15 protein-coding genes are annotated in these 17809 nt (G+C 33.2%); 12 read left to right on the top strand and 3 right to left on the bottom strand.

The annotated features are described in order from the left end of the window. The 12 genes from HYN56_RS15835 (at nt 1) to HYN56_RS15890 (ending at nt 13471) form a co-directional block, all read left to right on the top strand. Nucleotides 1-6798, top strand: a complete 6798-nt coding sequence (locus HYN56_RS15835; protein ID WP_109193067.1) for an RHS repeat-associated core domain-containing protein — start codon at nt 1-3, stop codon at nt 6796-6798. Nucleotides 6799-6809: 11 nt separating this feature from the next. After that, nucleotides 6810-7472, top strand: coding sequence for a hypothetical protein (locus HYN56_RS15840; protein ID WP_109193068.1), 663 nt, complete (start codon nt 6810-6812; stop codon nt 7470-7472). Nucleotides 7473-7777: 305 nt separating this feature from the next. Further along, on the top strand, nt 7778-8248 hold the full coding sequence (locus HYN56_RS15845; protein WP_146194597.1) for a hypothetical protein: 471 nt from the start codon (nt 7778-7780) through the stop codon (nt 8246-8248). Nucleotides 8249-8257: 9 nt separating this feature from the next. Then, nucleotides 8258-9103, top strand: coding sequence for a hypothetical protein (locus tag HYN56_RS15850; protein WP_109193070.1), 846 nt, complete (start codon nt 8258-8260; stop codon nt 9101-9103). Beyond that, the gene (locus HYN56_RS15855; protein ID WP_109193071.1) at nt 9100-9588 is read left to right on the top strand and encodes a hypothetical protein; all 489 of its coding nucleotides are present in this window, start codon (nt 9100-9102) and stop codon (nt 9586-9588) included. The genes HYN56_RS15850 and HYN56_RS15855 overlap by 4 nt, the downstream gene beginning before the upstream one ends. A gap of 259 nt (nt 9589-9847) precedes the next feature. Further along, complete coding sequence (locus HYN56_RS15860; RefSeq protein WP_109193072.1) at nt 9848-10171, top strand: hypothetical protein; 324 nt, start codon at nt 9848-9850, stop codon at nt 10169-10171. Between the two features lie 70 nt (nt 10172-10241). Continuing rightward, nucleotides 10242-10469: a hypothetical protein gene (locus HYN56_RS15865; RefSeq protein ID WP_109193073.1), complete on the top strand. Its 228-nt coding sequence runs from the start codon at nt 10242-10244 to the stop codon at nt 10467-10469. A gap of 19 nt (nt 10470-10488) precedes the next feature. Then, entirely contained in the window at nt 10489-10914 is a 426-nt protein-coding gene (locus HYN56_RS15870) for a hypothetical protein (RefSeq protein ID WP_109193074.1), read from the top strand. A gap of 77 nt (nt 10915-10991) precedes the next feature. After that, the gene (locus HYN56_RS15875; RefSeq protein WP_146194598.1) at nt 10992-11519 is read left to right on the top strand and encodes a hypothetical protein; all 528 of its coding nucleotides are present in this window, start codon (nt 10992-10994) and stop codon (nt 11517-11519) included. A gap of 456 nt (nt 11520-11975) precedes the next feature. Continuing rightward, nucleotides 11976-12440 (top strand): hypothetical protein, encoded by a 465-nt coding sequence (locus HYN56_RS15880; protein ID WP_109193076.1) that lies wholly within the window; start codon nt 11976-11978, stop codon nt 12438-12440. Between the two features lie 89 nt (nt 12441-12529). Then, complete coding sequence (locus HYN56_RS15885) at nt 12530-12961, top strand: guanylate kinase (protein ID WP_109193077.1); 432 nt, start codon at nt 12530-12532, stop codon at nt 12959-12961. 150 nt (nt 12962-13111) lie between these two features. Beyond that, entirely contained in the window at nt 13112-13471 is a 360-nt protein-coding gene (locus tag HYN56_RS15890) for a nuclear transport factor 2 family protein (protein WP_109193078.1), read from the top strand. A gap of 30 nt (nt 13472-13501) precedes the next feature. Here HYN56_RS15890 and HYN56_RS15895 read toward each other — a convergent pair whose 3' ends face one another. The 3 genes from HYN56_RS15895 to zwf form a co-directional block, all read right to left on the bottom strand. Next, entirely contained in the window at nt 13502-15229 is a 1728-nt protein-coding gene (locus HYN56_RS15895; protein WP_109193079.1) for a tetratricopeptide repeat protein, read from the bottom strand. A gap of 331 nt (nt 15230-15560) precedes the next feature. After that, entirely contained in the window at nt 15561-16277 is a 717-nt protein-coding gene (gene pgl / locus HYN56_RS15900) for a 6-phosphogluconolactonase (RefSeq protein ID WP_109193080.1), read from the bottom strand. Continuing rightward, on the bottom strand, nt 16258-17796 hold the full coding sequence (zwf, locus tag HYN56_RS15905; protein ID WP_109193081.1) for a glucose-6-phosphate dehydrogenase: 1539 nt from the start codon (nt 17794-17796) through the stop codon (nt 16258-16260). Before zwf ends, pgl begins: the two co-directional genes overlap by 20 nt. Nucleotides 17797-17809 lie beyond the last annotated feature (13 nt).

The following is a 17809-nucleotide window of genomic DNA, read 5'->3' on the forward strand; positions in this document are numbered from 1 at the left end:
ATGAAGCAATATTATTCTTATCTGTTTTTATTGATTTTTAATATAGTATTAGGGCAGAATTTTACTGATACTAAAGGAGAATTACAAATTTCGGATTCTGGTACAGCAGTGTATAATTTAGCAATTGCTATGCCTCCTTCAATTCAGAATGTTGCGCCTGTCATAAATTTGACATACAGCAGTGGAGTGAGAGGGGGCATAGCTGGACAGGGCTGGAGTATCAACAGTATTTCTGCAATTTCAAGAATAGCAACACGTGTTGATATTGATGGGTTTGTAGATGGTGTTGATTTTGATTCTAACGATAAGTTAGCACTTGACGGACAACGTTTACTTTTAAAAACAGGAGTATACTGGGCAAACGGGTCAACTTATGAAACGGAATTTAAAAGTAATTTAAGAATTGAGCTTAAAATTGAAAATGGCTTTCTGTTTTTTGTTGTTACTGCCCCTGATGGCTCCCGTACATGGTATGCCAGCAGAGGGGCAGGAACTTACGAAAATGCAGTTTCGGTAAATGCCTGGTATATTGTTCATTTTGAAGATGCAAATGGAAATGAAATTAACTATAATTACAGTAATGTAACTTATAATGGCACTAATCAGCTTTACATTAAAACAATAGATTTTAGCGGAAATTCATCAGCAGGAATCGCTTTTCAAAATCAAATAGAGTTTAACTATAAAGGCAGTAGTAGGATAGAAAGAGACTTTATTAAAGGTTCTGCTATTTATGCTACACAAATTCTTGATAATGTAATGGTTCGTACCAACGGCAATCTTTTCAGGAAATACCAGTTGCAACATCAGACCGATTCAAGTTTAGGTTATCAGCGAATAAGTAGTATTCAGGAAATCAATGGTTCAGGTGAGTTATCAAATCCGGTTACCTTTACTTATAACAATACGGCAGAAACTTTAACCAGAATAGAAAAAGAGTACACTAGTACATTAGCTTTTGATAAGGCCAATATAGCAGGAGATTTTGATGGAGATGGGAGATTGGACTTTGTTGCGGACAAAAAAATTTATACAAACTTGTTTACAGGCAACACAGGCAACACAGGTATAAATTTCCCAACAATTAGACCAACTCTAATATTTCCGGCAACCATAAAGCAAGACTACAAAATAAATCAATTTCAGTCCATTATCGAGCCTGTTGCAAGCAATACACAAATTCAGTTTATAGCATATAACATTGTTGATAGTAATTTAAATTATACAGGTTTAACTTCTTCCATTATCCAAACAATTGCTTTTGATAATACTATCTTTATTGATCCTTCGTATATGGATGAAGATGATAGTTACGTTCCTCCCATAGCCCCTCCACAAGCCTTTAGAAACAATGAATATTTACCAGGGGATTTTGACGGAGATGGCATTTCAGAAGTATTGATATTATCTAAGGATGAACGGTTAGTTTGGGAAATATATATTAATTCAAGCGGTTATTCTGAGGGGGGGTATTGGAGGCTTTATTCCAATACAGATAGCGATTATAGGAGGGAGGTCAGATTGGCTTATCTCTCTACAGGTGCGTCAAAGGTGTTGGAGGGAGATTCCTATTATATCCGTGCAACAGGAAAACGATATGTTGCTGATTTCAATGGCGATGGAAAATCGGATATCATAAATATAAATCAGTATGGACAGTATTCTATTGTTGAAATAAATAAGCTGTCAACAGGAGGAACAGAAGTAAATAGAATTGGCTATGGAACTCTTTCCAATTATTCCCATACAAAGCAAATCCTTTTTGGAGACTTTAATGGTGACGGTAAAACAGATATTATGCTGCCGACCTCAGAAGGGGCTGAAGGGCAAACCGAATGGAATATTTATTATGCGAATCCGAAACCAAACGGCGGGGATTTTTTCTTTAAAGAAACATTAAATATTGTAGAATACAGGCCAGATACAGGTTCCTATTATAATACTCAAAGACATTGGAGCAATTATTATGCAATTGACATCAATGGAGATGGTAAATCTGATTTGGTAAGGGTTTGGCGCAAATATTTTAAGGCAAGCTGGACTATTAACAATCATGATACCCAGTGGAGAGTTACTGGCTTTACAAATAATATTGGTAAAACTGGTGCATCTGGTTTTCCATTAACATATGATTCGGGACAGTATGAATCGAATTCACCAGACATTCCTATTCCAATCGTCTCAAATTACAAGTATGAAGGTAGTAACAGTGAATTGGTTGTTGTTCGAGGTCATTACAACAAAATTGAATATTACCAATTCGGCAAAAACGTGGATACTGATAACCGATTAAAGTCAGTATCGGAGGCTGGAGGTAATGTAGTACAGGCTATTGATTATCTGCCTATGGTGGCATCAAATGGAGGTATAAGTAATAACTCTGCAGATTTTTATTCTGCCTCATCATATGGTTTAAGTTATCCATTTATCACATTAATAAAAAATGAAAACAGTTATTTGGTTTCTCGCTTAACTGCAACTACAAATGGAATTTCTAAATATCAGGAGTTTAAATATAGAAATTATGTTTCGAATTACAATTGTGGAACTATTGGATTTGAACAAACAGCACGTAGCAGTTGGTATTTAAGTCCGTCTGATACTAAAATATGGTCAATTAATACATATGGATCTGGAAGTAAAGGATATATTTATTCTACCTTTACTCATACGGATAATAATAATATTTTTAGTTTTTTACCAAGTATATTTATTTCAGAAAAATATTATAATTATACGGATTATAGTGATGGATACATTATCAATTATCGTTTAGATGATGTCTATACTTATGACAAAATTTCTGGTGTTTATACTTTCGAAAATTTTTTATATGACCCTAATGATTATGGTTTGGTAACAACCAAAACCTCTGAATCATTTCTAAATAATACGCTTCAAAGTAAAACAATCACAAACACTTCTTATGATAATAATCCTAATGGAACGGGAACGAATTATTATATTGGACGTCCTAATGAAATCAGTACATCCACAACTTATGGTGGTGAAATGCGAACTTCTGAAGAAAAATTGTTCTACACAAATGGAAATGTAACACATACTGAGAAAAAAGGAAATAATACCTATGCTGTTGTAGAGGATATGACTTATGATGCAGTTGGCAATTTGTTAACCAAGACTATTAGTGCTCCAAATGCTCCAGTCGTTCCAACACCCAGAACGATTACTGACGAATATGATACCTCGAAAAGGTTTGTAATCAAAAAGACCGATCATCAAGGATATGTTTCATATTTAAACTATAATGCCTTAGGGCAGGTAACTTACAGTAAAAACCACTTAAATGTTATCAGTACTACTGGTTATGACAATTGGGGGAAATTAATAAGTGTGTCGACGGAAAATACTTCGGCTACACCAATTACTTCAAATATTGTTTATTCAAAATTATCTAATGGAGGTTATACTGTCACATCTACAAATAATCTGGGTGAAAAAACAATAACGGAATATGATGTTTTGGGTAGAAAAGTGGTAAACTCAGTTCAGGGATTTGCGACAAACAGTTTATTGTCAACCAAAATCGTTTACGATGCTTTAGGCAGAAAAAAACAGGAAAGTGAACCATACGCCACTTCTCCGACTTTATGGACAACTTATCAATATGATTATTTAAACCGCCCCGTTTCCATTACATCACCTACAGGAAAGATACAAAGTTTTACCTATTCTGGAGTTACTACAACTTCTGATGATGATGGTAAAAGTACTACTGTTACTGTAGATGCTGTTGGTAATAAGGTGCAGACTACTGATGAAGGGGGGACAGTTAGTTTCACTTATTTTGCTAATGGAAGTCTGAAAGAATCTAATTTTGAAGGTCATAAAATAACCAATACAATTGATGGTTGGGGGAATAAGACTTCAACAACAGATCCTAATGCAGGAACTTATACCTACTCGTACGATGCTTTTGGGCAAATGTTGCAGCAAACAACACCTAAAGGTACGACAACATACACATATGATAACACAGGAAGATTATTAGAGAAAAAAGAATTAGGTGATTATACTAATAGTACACTAACTTATTCTTATGATATGGCTACAAATTTAGTTACGTCAACCACTTTTGTGAATGCTCAGGAAAATAATACAACCACTACTAATACTTTTTCTTATGATAACTACCATCGATTAACCACTAAAACAGAATCTAATTCGTATGCTACCTTTGTTAGTTCCTGCTCTTATGATAATCTTGGAAGATTGGATACCGAGACGAAAAGTGCTAGTGCAGGAGGTAAAAGCAGTGCTCGTACTACCCGTAACACCTACCAAAATGGTTATCATTGGCAAATTATCGACGTATCAACCGCACAAATACTTTGGCAGGCCAATTCATTCAATGAAAGAGGACAGTTACTTACTGCCAGTTTAGGAAACGGAATAGGTATATCTAACAGTTATGATCAATATGGTTACGTAACTCATAATAGATTTGATAAAACGGGGTCTTCTCCAATAAACATCCTGACTTTAACAAATGATTTTGAGCCTAAACGTGGTAATTTAAACAGTCGTTCCAATTCATTATATGGATGGAGCGAAACGTTTTCTTATGATAATTTAGATCGCTTGATTAGCAATAGTATAACCGATTCATTCCTGAAAAATAGTTTTGATACGACCGATACAGAAGGTTATGTTTCTGTTGGAGGTTCAACAGTTAGTTCATCAGGAGGTACTTTGTCTGTAGTGGGTGCAGCCCAGGATTCAGGTGTAAAGAAAGAACTGATAACGGGTGCCAGAACAGGAAATCAAGTTTTCTTAAATTTAAGTATCGTTAGAGCTGTTGGTGCAGATATATTAAATGTTTATATAGAAGAAGTAAACCCGACAACGGGAGCAGCGACCAAATATTTAAAGACAACAAATGCTGCAAGTGGCACGATTAATATTTCGCATACAGTAGTTCAAAACGGAATGGTTAATTTAAAAATTGAAAAAACGACCAATTCTGCAATGAATGTCTTTTTACTTGACAATGTAACGGCTACCAAAAAATATACAGTAGCACAACAGTATGACAATAAAGGACGTATTACCGCAAACCAAACAGGAACTTATCAATATGGTGATACCAACAAAAAATACCAAAACACGGCAATTACCATTCAAGATGATTATTTGGCATATTACACGAATAGATTTAACCAAAATATTCAATACAATGCCTTTAAAGCACCTTATGAAATAGAAGAAACGGGTATCGATAAAATTCATTTTGCATACAATCAGGATAATAATCGTTCGATGATGTTTTATGGTAGTCTGGATACAAACATACACTTGCGCCCTTTGCGCAAATATTATTCGGCAGATGGTTCTATGGAAGTAAAACAAAACCTCACAACTGGTGCTGTAGAGTTTATTACCTATATTGGTGGAGATGGATATACTGCTCCTGTCATACTAAAAAGCGATGGTAACACACAGAATTTTTTATATTTACATCGTGATTATCAGGGCAGTATTTTAGCGATTACCGATAATAACGGGACAGTTCTCGAAAAACGTTTGTTTGATGCCTGGGGATTGGCATTAAAAGTACAAAATGGAAGTGGTCAGGCTATAGCGCAAGGTTCATGGCTTTTGGATAGAGGCTATACAGGTCACGAGCACTTACAAAGTGTTGGATTAATAAATATGAACGGAAGGATTTACGATCCTTTACTGCATCGTTTCTTACAGCCGGACAATTTTGTACAGCAACCCGATAATACCCAAAATTACAACCGTTATGCATACGTTCTTAATAACCCTTTAAAATACACAGATCCGACTGGAGAAGCTTATGAATTAGGGATTGCGGTTGGTATTGGAGTTGCTATAGCAGCATTAACTTACACTCTTACCGCCGTACTTGCTGATGTTCCTTTTACACTGGGAGGACTTGCAAAAGCTACTTTTATAGGGGCCGCCAGCTCTGCCGTAACTTTTGGTATTGGTAGTGCAGTTGGAACCATTGGTAACTTTTATGTAAGGACGGCTGTTGGAGCCTTGGCACATGGCACTTTCCAAGGTAGTATGACTGCGATTTCAGGAGGCAAGTTTTGGAGTGGCTTTGCTGCTGGAGCTTTGAGTAGTATTGCAGCTAGTGCGTGGAGTGGTGGCGGAGAAAATAGTAATTATCATGGAGCTGGCAGATTTGCTAATTCAGATGTAGGTATGATTGCATTCGGCACAGTTTCAGGTGGTGTTGGTGCACGACTTACGGGAGGAAATTTTTGGCAGGGAGCTGTTACAGGTCTTGTTGTTTCTGGATTGAATCATTACATGCATAAGATAAAGGAAAGTAGAACTTTACGACAAAAGATCGAAAAGGGTGGACTAAATCCAGATGCTAAACCAGAAATGACTTCTGAATTTATTACTGAAACATTGAATCTAAAAGTGGATGGTCTTCAGGCTTCTTATGAGGCAGGTGGTAAACCAAGTTTTATATTTTCTGATGGAAATAGTGAGAATGTAGCCGAACATAATTTGTCAAGTAGTAATAGAATAACTATATATGAAAAAAATGCTAAATCGATATATCGTTTGGCAAGTTCATTATTTCATGAGTACAGACATGCTTACCAAATTGTGACTAATTTTTATTCAAGAGCTCAAAGTATTTATGGACCCTTGGGACCAGAAGGTACTTATTCTAAATTGAGGTCTTTAATAGAATGGGATGCATACAATTATCAAATAAATGTTGGTGGTGAAGTTGATGGTTTTATTTTTGGACAGAGAGATCAAATGAAAAAATATTTTGAAGGTAAATAAATTTAATTAATATGAGACCATACTTTATTTTTCTAATTTTGTTTATTTATTCTTGTTCCAATAGCGAAAATAATGTTGAATTAGAAATAGTTTCTACCAAAATAGTGTTTTCAAAACTTGACAATGGCAAGAAAAAAAATATTATTAGTTATAAAATTACCAATAATACTTCCTGCGATTATTATTTTAATGCATACAGCCTTTCAAAGTTAACATGGAAGATAAAAGGTTTACAGCCCAGTAATGTTTTCTTTCAAATTATGGATGAAAACGGTAATCATGCTGAATATAACCACAAGGAATATTTGCCGGCTGAAGAATTTATTGCCTGTAAACAAATAAATTATAACAGAGAAGAGAAGGAGATAAAAGAATTAAACTATTCGATTTCTCCAGATTATAAAAATTTAATAGACAAAAATAATTTTTTACTCAAACAAGGCGAATCTAAATATTTTGAAATTCTGTACTATTTTCCAGATTCAAATTATTCATCAGTAAATCTTGACAAGAACAAAAGATATCTTTTTAAAATATTGATTTATAGTGATAGCACAAATTATAAGAAGTTTTTATCTAGACCAATACTTAAAACAATTGATGAAAATGATTATAAAGTTTATCACGGAATAATTGAAAGTAAGAATACTGTCCCTATAGAGTTTGTTGAATGATATTCTTATTATAAATGAAGGTAGGTATTATATAATATTATAAGTTAGTTATCATTCCCACATGAATATCCCGGCTCCCGCACGAATCCTTTCGTGTGGCATTATGGAATTGAGTCGATGTTTAAAATGACTTAATGCTTAAAAAAAATGAGCAGGAATTACAAACTTTATAATTCTGTCTGTTTAACCAGAACGTACCACACGAAAGGATTCGTGCGGTAGCGGGGGGAGGAAATTTTTGGCAAGGGGCGGTAACAGGTCTTGTTGTTTCTGGGTTGAATCATTATGTTCATAAAATTGAAGACATGTATGCAAAACGTAAGTTTGATAAAGAGATTGATAATGTATACGGCAGTAAAGCAGATACTGCGGCACCCGCAAATAATACAACATTGGAAGAAATGAAAAATAGTTTGCCTACTTTGAAAAACTTACACGCAAAAACTGGATATGCTAAATTAGAATCATCAGAACTTTACAGTGTTGGTGCAGCAGAAGCAAAAACATTTGCATATGATACAGATAATTATACAAAAGCAAATTCCGTTTTTTACAGATCTTCTTTTAGTTCATATAGAAACTTGGCTCACAATATGCTTCACGAATTTGGACACGGTGTTCATTATTTTAATGGAGATTATTATAGATATTTGAAGGGTGGTAATCGTACTGATAAACAATTGCAAAATTGGAAAGAGCAATATGCATTCAAATTTGCTTTTGACAATGGTGGGCTTCCTTATCAAAATAACGCTTGGTATCTAATAAACAAATAAAACTCCATTATGAAAAATATAAAAACAACCTTCATCTTGATGCTTTTGGGTTTTAAACTATTTGCTCAAATAGATTTTCCCCAAGATGTTATCACAAAAAACAGTATAGTTAAGGCCTCGAAATATTTAGTCATATCAAAAAATAATCCAAATTATTATAAAAAACCTGTTGGGTTAATGCTACAGTCAGAAAGTCTATTTAACATTAAAGGTCAACTCATTAGTACTTTTAGTCAAAATGGTGCTGATGCATCCCATTCAGATCCAAAAGATTTAAGGCAATATTATTTTTATAAAGATGATAAAATTGTAAGAATGTCTAGAGTTGATTTTGATTCAACATCAGTCGAATATTTATATTTTGATAAAAGGAATTTAATCTTGAAAACTAAGACTAATGATAAAAATGAAAGAATCGGATTGGAACTAATTTACAATGATGCTAATAATGCTAAAGAGTTAAAAAAAATAGAAATTGATTTTCACAATACAACTGAGTTAAATAATTCTCTTTATATATACAAATCAAATATTACTTATTCTAAAAACATAAAGAAATCAAAAGACTCAAGAAAATTATTTACCATATCAAAAGAGCAATTAAATATTTTAAAAACCTCAATCGAAATAGAAAAAATTGAAAATGAATTGCGTGCAATTGAAAAAAGTTCCGCTATTGGTGTTGTGAATTTTGAAACATTATATATTTACAACCAACAAAAGCAATTAATTAAAGAAGTGTCGAGAGACAGTAAAATAGAATATACTTATAATAAAAATGGATTACTAATAAGTTGTAATAATAAGAATAAACAATATAGTTTTATTTCAAAGTTTGTTTATTCTAAGGAGTGAAAGATGATTTGATAGTTTCTGGGATGAATCATTTCGCTCATCAAATGGATAATAACAATATGTTTGATGATGATTACCAACAAGGGAAATCTATGGAGGAGATGTTAAGTAAAAAACTTGTTGGCATGAAGATAGGCAGTTCTATAAAAGGAGATGAGTTAGATTTTTTGGACAAAAATGCTTCAATAGGTATAAAGTCTATAACAAGAGTGTCAGAAATTAAATTTACTATAAAAGCTACAACTATAGGAAGCTGGAAAGGTATAGAAGATAACGCATATCTAACTATAGAACCTAATAAAACAATAACAGGTAAATATTTTGATAGAGGTGTAAAGACAATAAAAGGTTATAAAGTAACGCAATATAATACACCGCCAATGCAGATAGGAAATAGCAAAACAAATTCTTATATTATTAATGGAAATAACGCTTATTATCAAAAAACTTCTAATACTATTTCATCATGGGATTTAAGGAAATGATTAACAGGTATATATTGATTGTAATTATTCCAATATTTACTGTCGTTTTATATTATACATTTATATATTCAGGACTATTTTTAATTTTAGATAGTTTATCAAATATTTTATCAGAGTTGATATTTAAAAGGAAAGATAAACCGTTTACTATTTTTGATAGTATAATAATTAATTATATTACAACTGCTATATTCTTTATTCTCATCTTAATATTTTGTATTTATAAGTATAGAAATGAAAAGAAAATGTTTATTGGTTTTTGGCTTTCGGTTTTTTTAATGATTGTTTTGTTATTAAAATACCTATTACTTTTATTGTAGTTAGTAACTTTTGGCACGGTGCCATTGCGGGATTATTTATTTCTGGGTTGAATCATGTTGCGCATAAAGCTAAAAGTACATTTAAGGTTTATGACGATGATGGGGATTATATCGGTAAAATTAAGGTATTGAAATATAATTTAGACGAAAATGGACTTGAAATAGAATTAGGTTTTAAAAGTGCTTCATCTAAATATTCAGATTATAATTGGGTCCAAACAGTTAGTACAAATTACAATGGTGATTTAGGGAGGATATGGTAAGTGGAGGTATAATGATCCGACTGGACTTGATAAAGATGATAATTCACCTTTCTACTACATAAAATCAGAAATGAGTGGCGTTAAAAATGTCGATGGATATTCACTAACATTTTACGACCATCCAAATAGAATTCCAAGAGGGTTTAATATTTACTGGAGAGCGGAACTTTCTTTAGCAGGTAAAATAGGAGGAGTATATCACGAAATCACTACATTAAAGTATGGATTTAATGTGTCTGCAGCAGGAAGTTATAGTATTCAGCCATTGTTTATCAATTCCTTATCACAACACTTATAAATGGTTAAAAAAATAACATATGAAAATTTTATTATATATCAAATTAGTTTTTTTGCTTTTGATTGCTTGTAATAATAATTCTAAAAAAACAGAAGAGATGGAAAAATTTAATATAAAAATTACTTTTATAGGCGATATTGACAAGTCTTTGCCTATTTTGAATTTTTTCGATTCTTGTGAAGAAACTTTTAAGTTATCTAATTACAATTATAAACTAAATTATGATTCCTATCTTGAGTTAAAAAAGGAAATTCAAAAGCAAGATTCGAAAATAAAAGAAAACACTTCTTTAATTTATATTTTATTTAATAAAAAACAATATTATTTAGATAAGGAAAGTAGTATTCAATTTATTTCTAAACTTTTAGATGTTACAATGTATAAGAATAATGAACAACTAAAGAACCAACTTAATCTTTACTTAAAGGTTCTTAAAAGGAGCTAAATTTTTAAGATTTTAGATTATCAAGCCAATTATTTATCGGCTTGATAATATCTGGGTTGAATCATTTTATGCATAAAATGAGCGAAGAGAGAGTTGATAGTGAAGTAGATGTTTTACTTGATACAGAAGGAGCTTTAGGACATGGACACATGGCCATGCTTGCTGGGAATGACGAAAAAGGTTGGAGATTTGTGTCAAAAGAAGGTAGAGCAGTAGATAATAGTGCTGATGGTCAAGATGGAAATATGTATATAGGGGGTAAATCAGCTGTCTTAGACCTTCCATACCCAACAAAAGCTCTAGTTCTTTCAGAGCACCCTGTTTATGACAGACTTTTAACTTATAAGACTACTTATAGTAATGCAATGAGAGCAATTAATGAAACCTATCGATCTGCAAATTCTTATTATCATGTTATTTTAGCTAACTGCGGACATGCTGTGGCAGATGGATTAAGTGCTATAGGTTATTATTCAGGATCTGCGATGGAGCCGAAAGTAAGATACGAACAAATATTAAGATACAACAACAACAACAACAACAATCATACCCCCTGCTCCCGCACGAATCCTTTCGTGTGGCATTATGGAATGAGTTGGAGTTAGTATCACTAAACGTTAAAAAGTATGAGGAAAATTGTAAATTTCGTAATACTGTTTGATGTTAACTAAGACTCCATCAAAAAAGGATACTTGTGGGAGTTGGGATAAAATATATTTGTACTCTTCTCCAAAATAAAGACAGTTATTTGACTGTCTTTATTGTTTTTTAGGATTTTAGAAAGAATGGAGTATTTTAAGGTTAAGAAATACAATTTTGTCTTATAGTTTTTAAAATAAAACTTTTAAGGTTTTTTGTTTTAGATAAAAAGATGCATTTTTAAAATAATTATCAGAAGACTCAAAAAAGGAACAAAGATATTTGATTCAAAATTAACAGGATGTTGTAAAGGCTACAGATAGTATAATTTAAAATTAGCTCATTTCTAATAAACTGATTTATTTAGATCGAAAATGAAAACAATTTAAACACACAAAAATATAATGACAAAACTAAATTTCATGAAAAAAATAAGTATTACATTCATGTTTATGCTTTCTCTGGCTGCATTTTCGCAACAATTAACCTATAAAAATGGTCGCATTTTTAATTCTGAGAATAAAAAATTATCCAATGCTGAAATAAAAGAATTATTAGCTCCGACTCCTGAACTTTTATCTGAATATAAGTCTGGAAGAAGCAAGGCTTCGGTAGGAGGTTTTATGTTAGGGCTTGGTCTTGGTTTTATTGTCGCTGATTTGGCAACAGGAGCAACACAAGATAAAGTATATCCTTCAGCTTTTACTTATTTGGGAGTAGCTTCAACATTAATTTCAATTCCGGTAATATCTGGTCATTCTAAAAAAATTAAATCTGCAGTAGATGGTTATAATGAATCTTTACAGGTAAAAAAAACAGTATTTACTATTGAGAGTATAAACATTCTTACAAATCAAAATGGGGTCGGTTTGTGCGCTTCATTTTAAATTACTATAATTTTGCTTTATATAGTTCCTTGATTACCTGTTCCTGCACGAACCCTTTTCTGTGGCACTATTTATAAAAACAGTTAGAAATGATAAGAAATGGGTTATATGCCAGGCATAAGAAAATATACTGCAAATTTTGGGAAGCAGATAATATGTATGTTTTACAAACGGATTATAATGAGGAACTATTAAGTAAAGGTTTTAAAAAATATGATGATATAGAATTAAAAAATAAAGTATATAAAGAAGTCACTTTTAATGATATCGAAAGTGCTTTTGAAGTAAGTACATATTGTACATACAAAGGTTTTAAATTTTTCATTGAGGATATATTAGATACAGGATTTTATAGAATTAGACCATTAGCAGAAGCACAAATTCATTTTAAAGATTATGATCGTCATGGCTATGATCCTGTTTATGAGGTTGAAGAAATTGAACTGGAAGAAAAATGGGAAGAAAGAACACCCATAGATGAATTTGTTTTTGATGTAGAACCAATTGTTATATTAAAATAATTCGGCATGTAGACCTTCCGGCTCTTGCATTTTCTTAATGGCTGCCAACAAGACATATTTAGAGGAAGAATTTTTAATTTTTTTTAGAATATCTGTTTTGAGAAGAAATATCTCTACTTTAGTTAAACAGAAAATACAAAATCAGAAAAGATGTTAAATCATTATAAAGAAGTTATTGCAAAGGCCTACAATGCTTTCAACGAAAGAAATATAGAAAACTGTTTATCTACAATGCAGGAAGATGTACAATGGTCGAAAGCCTGGGAAGGCGGTTATATTAGCGGTCATGAAGAAATCAGACAATACTGGACCAGACAATGGGCTGAAATTAATGCAAAAGTTGAACCTGTTGGTTTTGTAGAAAGAGACAACGGAAGTCTGGAAGTTCTGGTACAGCAAAATGTAAAAGATCTTCAAGGAAGTTTAATCTTTGACGGATTGGTAAAACATGTTTATACTTTTGAAGATGGTTTGATAAAGACAATGAATATTGAGTTGGTAGAGAATTGATTGCATAAAAGATTTTATATCTGAATAATTCTAATCCACAATACTAGCTGAAGACTTAATCTGTAAATCAGCATGTTGCCAAGCATTATCAAAATCAGTTTTAATTTTTAAAGCCTCTTTTTGTTTTTTTTGCAAAGTTAAAGCATTATAAAGTCCGATTAATGCAAAACCATTTTTGGGTAAAGTTTTTAAATCTTGTTTGTAGATTTTTTCAGCTTCATTGTATTTTCCGGCATTAAGTAAAACAGCACCTAAATAATGTCTCACAGAGAAAAACCAGTCAGGCGGTTCGTTGTAATTTAGATGATCTTCGATTTCTATAGCTTTATTTAAAAATGAAATGGATTGCTCTAAATTATTCTTTTTCGCTTCAATTGCGCCCGAAAGTACATTGGATGCAATCTGAACAAGATCGTATGTTGTATTGATATTCCAGATAGTAATTTCTTTCAAAGATTTATCTTGGACTAAAATGTTGAGCGAAGTCAGTTGCTTTTCGGCATTAGCCAAATCATTTTTTCCCAAATAAGCCATTCCTTTTGCATAATGCCAGATTACCTTTGGATAAACAATATCGTCTTTAGGTTCCGGAAGCGCCATAATCTTGTCCCACATGGAGAATTTTACCGCTATGTAATACGGAATGCTGTAATAATGTTGTAAGGTTCCCCAGCCAGACTCCCGCATGATTTTTGGCGAAATATGTTCTTGCAGTTTCAACGCCGATTCCCAAGCCAATTTTGACTTTCCTTCTAAAGCTGCGGTTGCCGTTAAAAAATGATAATTATGCGGATAATAAGCAAGAGGATATGCGCCTTGTGCATGACAGACAGTGGTGTAAAGACTATCAACTCTAATGGCTTCAATGTTTGAAAGTGTTCCCTCATGATAATCTCCCGTGCGAATGTATATATGTGAAGGCATATGAACCAAATGACCGGAACCCGGAACCAGAGTTTCCAGTAATTTAGCGCTTTGCATAGCTTTTTCAGGATAGGCAGAAGATTCTAAAGCATGTACTAAATAGTGATGTGCTCCTGGATGTTTCGGATTTTTTTTAATGAGTTCGTTTAAAACCATAAGTATTTCCGGAGTCCATTTTTTTGGTATTTCTGTATCTTTTTCATACAAATCCCAAGGATGTAAATTCATTAAAGATTCGGCATAAAGCGTTCCGATATCCGGATCTGAAGGAAATTGATTGTAAACTTTTTTCATCGCTTCGGAGTAAGCAATATCAAGAGGCTTTCTGTCAGATGGAGGCTTGGCTGCGTATCGTACCGTTAACGCATCTATCATTGCTTTTTCTTTTGGGGAACATTTGGCAGAAAGTTTTTTTGCTTTTTGAACTGCCTCATATGCTCTTTGGAAATTATCTTCTTCCATTCCGCCATTATAATTTGGACCTAAAACATAAGCAAATCCCCAATAAGCCATGGCACAATTTGGGTCTAAACGACTTGCTTCATAAAAAGACCGCGCGGCCTCGGCATGATTAAATCCATACGCAAGCATTAATCCTTGATTGAAATATTCCTGCACTTCTGGATTATTGGTGGAAATTTTAAAAGACACACCTTCTAAGCCTTTAAATTTAGGTGCTTTTTTGTTTTGTGTGTACCAATCTTTATCATTGGTTTGGGGTACAAAACAGCTTTTTACGGCATTTACTTTATCAACTGATTTGGGTTCAGTGTTTTTATCTTTACAACAAGTCAAAAGAAGAAAAACAGCTATTAGAGAGTAATTATATTTCATTGCAAAATGGATTTGAAATTATATAATCAGTGTAAAAGCTTTTAAGAACAAAATGGAGGTGTATAGTATAAGATGCTGAATAGGAGTATATTAAAAACAAAATTAAATAAAAAAGAATTATGTTTTGTAAATAATTGCTTTTCAGTACTATACACTTTTTTGAACAAGATTTTAGATTTCACGCAGATTTTGCAGATTTAAACAGATTTAAGTAGATTATATTATAGAAAATCTGCTGAATCTGCCTAAATCTTTTTTAAATCTGCGTGAAAAAAATTAAGGTCTATACTTTTCAGCATAGACCTTATGGATATTTTATAAAAACAATTTCTTAGTTTGTTCCAGCAGCCACTTTATCTACCAAAAACAATAATTCACCCGAAACCGGTTTAATCAATTGCATTGGATATAAAGTCGGATTGTATTCGCCAGTTGTAACCTCTTTTAAAGCGTTGATTTTCTTTTCTCCAAAAGCGACTACAACAATTTTTTCGGCTTTGTTGATTAACGGAGCCGTAAGCGTAATACGATACATTTTCTGCGGAGCTAAATAATAAGCATCAACCCATTTGGTTTGCTCTTGCAAAACTGCTTCGCCCGGAAAAAGAGAAGCCGTATGTCCGTCGTCTCCCATGCCTAATAAAATCAAATCAAATTTACCTTCTTCGCCTAAAACAGTTTTGATAGACTTTTCGTATTCCACTGCATAAGCTTCCGGTGTAACGCCATCTTTGTACATTTCAAAAATGTTTTCCTGCGGAATAGGAACGTGGCTTAATAAAGTCGAATAAGACATTTTAGCATTGCTTAAATCATCATTAAGTGGAACCCAGCGTTCATCACCCCAAAAAATATAAACTTTGCTCCAGTCGATTTTATTTTTGTAAGCATCAGAAGCCAATAATTTATAGATTCCTGCCGGAGAAGAGCCTCCTGTAAGAACTGCTGTAAATTTGCCTTTAGAAGCAATGGCTTTCTGAGCCAATTCTGTAAAAAGATCTGCTGCTTTAGTATTTATTTCGTCTGTGTTATTGTATACTTGTACCATTTAAAACTTCTTCTTTTTTAACATTTTGTGTGTTCGGAATCCATTTGTGTCCCTGACGGGCCAATAATTCATCAGCTTCTTCGGGTCCCCAGCTTCCCGCTTTGTAATTAGGGAAATTAGTTGGTGCAGTTGTTTTCCATACTTGTTGAATTGTATCAATTGCATCCCATGCTTCTTCTACCTGATCCCAACGCATAAATAGAGTAGGATCGCCTAGTAGAGCATCTGCCAATAAGGTTTCATAAGCTTCGGGCGACATTGTTGAACAAGCAAAATAGTCAAATACCATTTCTGCTGGTCTTAACGACATTGATAAACCAGGTTTTTTGGTCATAAACTGCAGTTTAATGTCCATCGAAGGCTGGATATTGATAATTAATCTGTTTGGTGTGCTTCCTTCTTTTCCATAAGAAAATGAAGAATGCGGAACCGGTTTAAACTGGATAATAATAGAAGATTGTTTTTCTTCCATTCTTTTTCCGGAACGCAAGTAGAACGGAATTCCCTGCCATCTCCAGTTGTCCAGATAAATTTTCATTGCGACATATGTTTCTGTATTAGAATCCGGTGCAATTCCTTTATCCTGACGGTAGCCTGGTACTGGTTTCCCGTTAATTGTTCCCGCATCGTACTGACCTCTTACAATGTAGTGATCTACTTCTTCAGGTTTGATTCGGCGAATTGATTTTAAAACATCTGCTTTACGATTTCTAATGTCGTCCGCTGCTAACGAAGCAGGCGCTTCCATAGCTGTCATACATAGAATCTGAAACAAATGGTTCTGGATCATATCTTTTAAGGCTCCGACACCTTCATAGAATCCGCCTCGTTCTTCAACGCCGACTTCTTCTGCTACGGTAATCTGAACAAAATCAATGAAATTGCGACTCCATAATGGCTCGAACATAGAATTTCCAAAACGGAAAGCCAAAATATTCTGAACGGTTTCTTTTCCTAAATAGTGATCGATTCTGTAAATCTGCTCTTCTTTGAAAGTCTGCGAAAGCATTTCATTCAGCCCAATTGCAGAGGCTTTATCGTAACCAAATGGTTTTTCAATAATAATTCGGTCTTGTTTAGCATTTGCCGCAAGGCCGATTTTTTTAATATTGCTCGAAATCGTTGAAATAAACGAAGGCGTAATCGAAAGATAGAAAAGACGATTGGCACGTTCACCAAAAGCCAGATCAAAATTGTTGATTTTTTCGTTTAACCCAATGTATGATTCTTCTTTGTCAATATCCAGACTGTGATAGGTTATGTGATTAAGAAACTTTTCTGTTTCTGCATCTGACATCCCTTTTTTTCTGGAAAAAGTATTTAGGTTTTCTAAAACATAACTGCGGAATTCTTCATCGCTTTTTTGAGCTCTACCAAGCGCAATAATCTGAAACTTCTCAGACATACGGCCATCGAGGTACAGATTTTGAAATGCGGGAAAGAGCTTTCTTTTGGCTAAGTCTCCGGTTCCTCCAAAAATTACAATAATAGTTGGATTCATTTTTTTATTTTTAGTCATTGTGTGTGGTTGT

The organism is Flavobacterium crocinum (assembly GCF_003122385.1).
Taxonomy (GTDB): domain Bacteria; phylum Bacteroidota; class Bacteroidia; order Flavobacteriales; family Flavobacteriaceae; genus Flavobacterium; species Flavobacterium crocinum.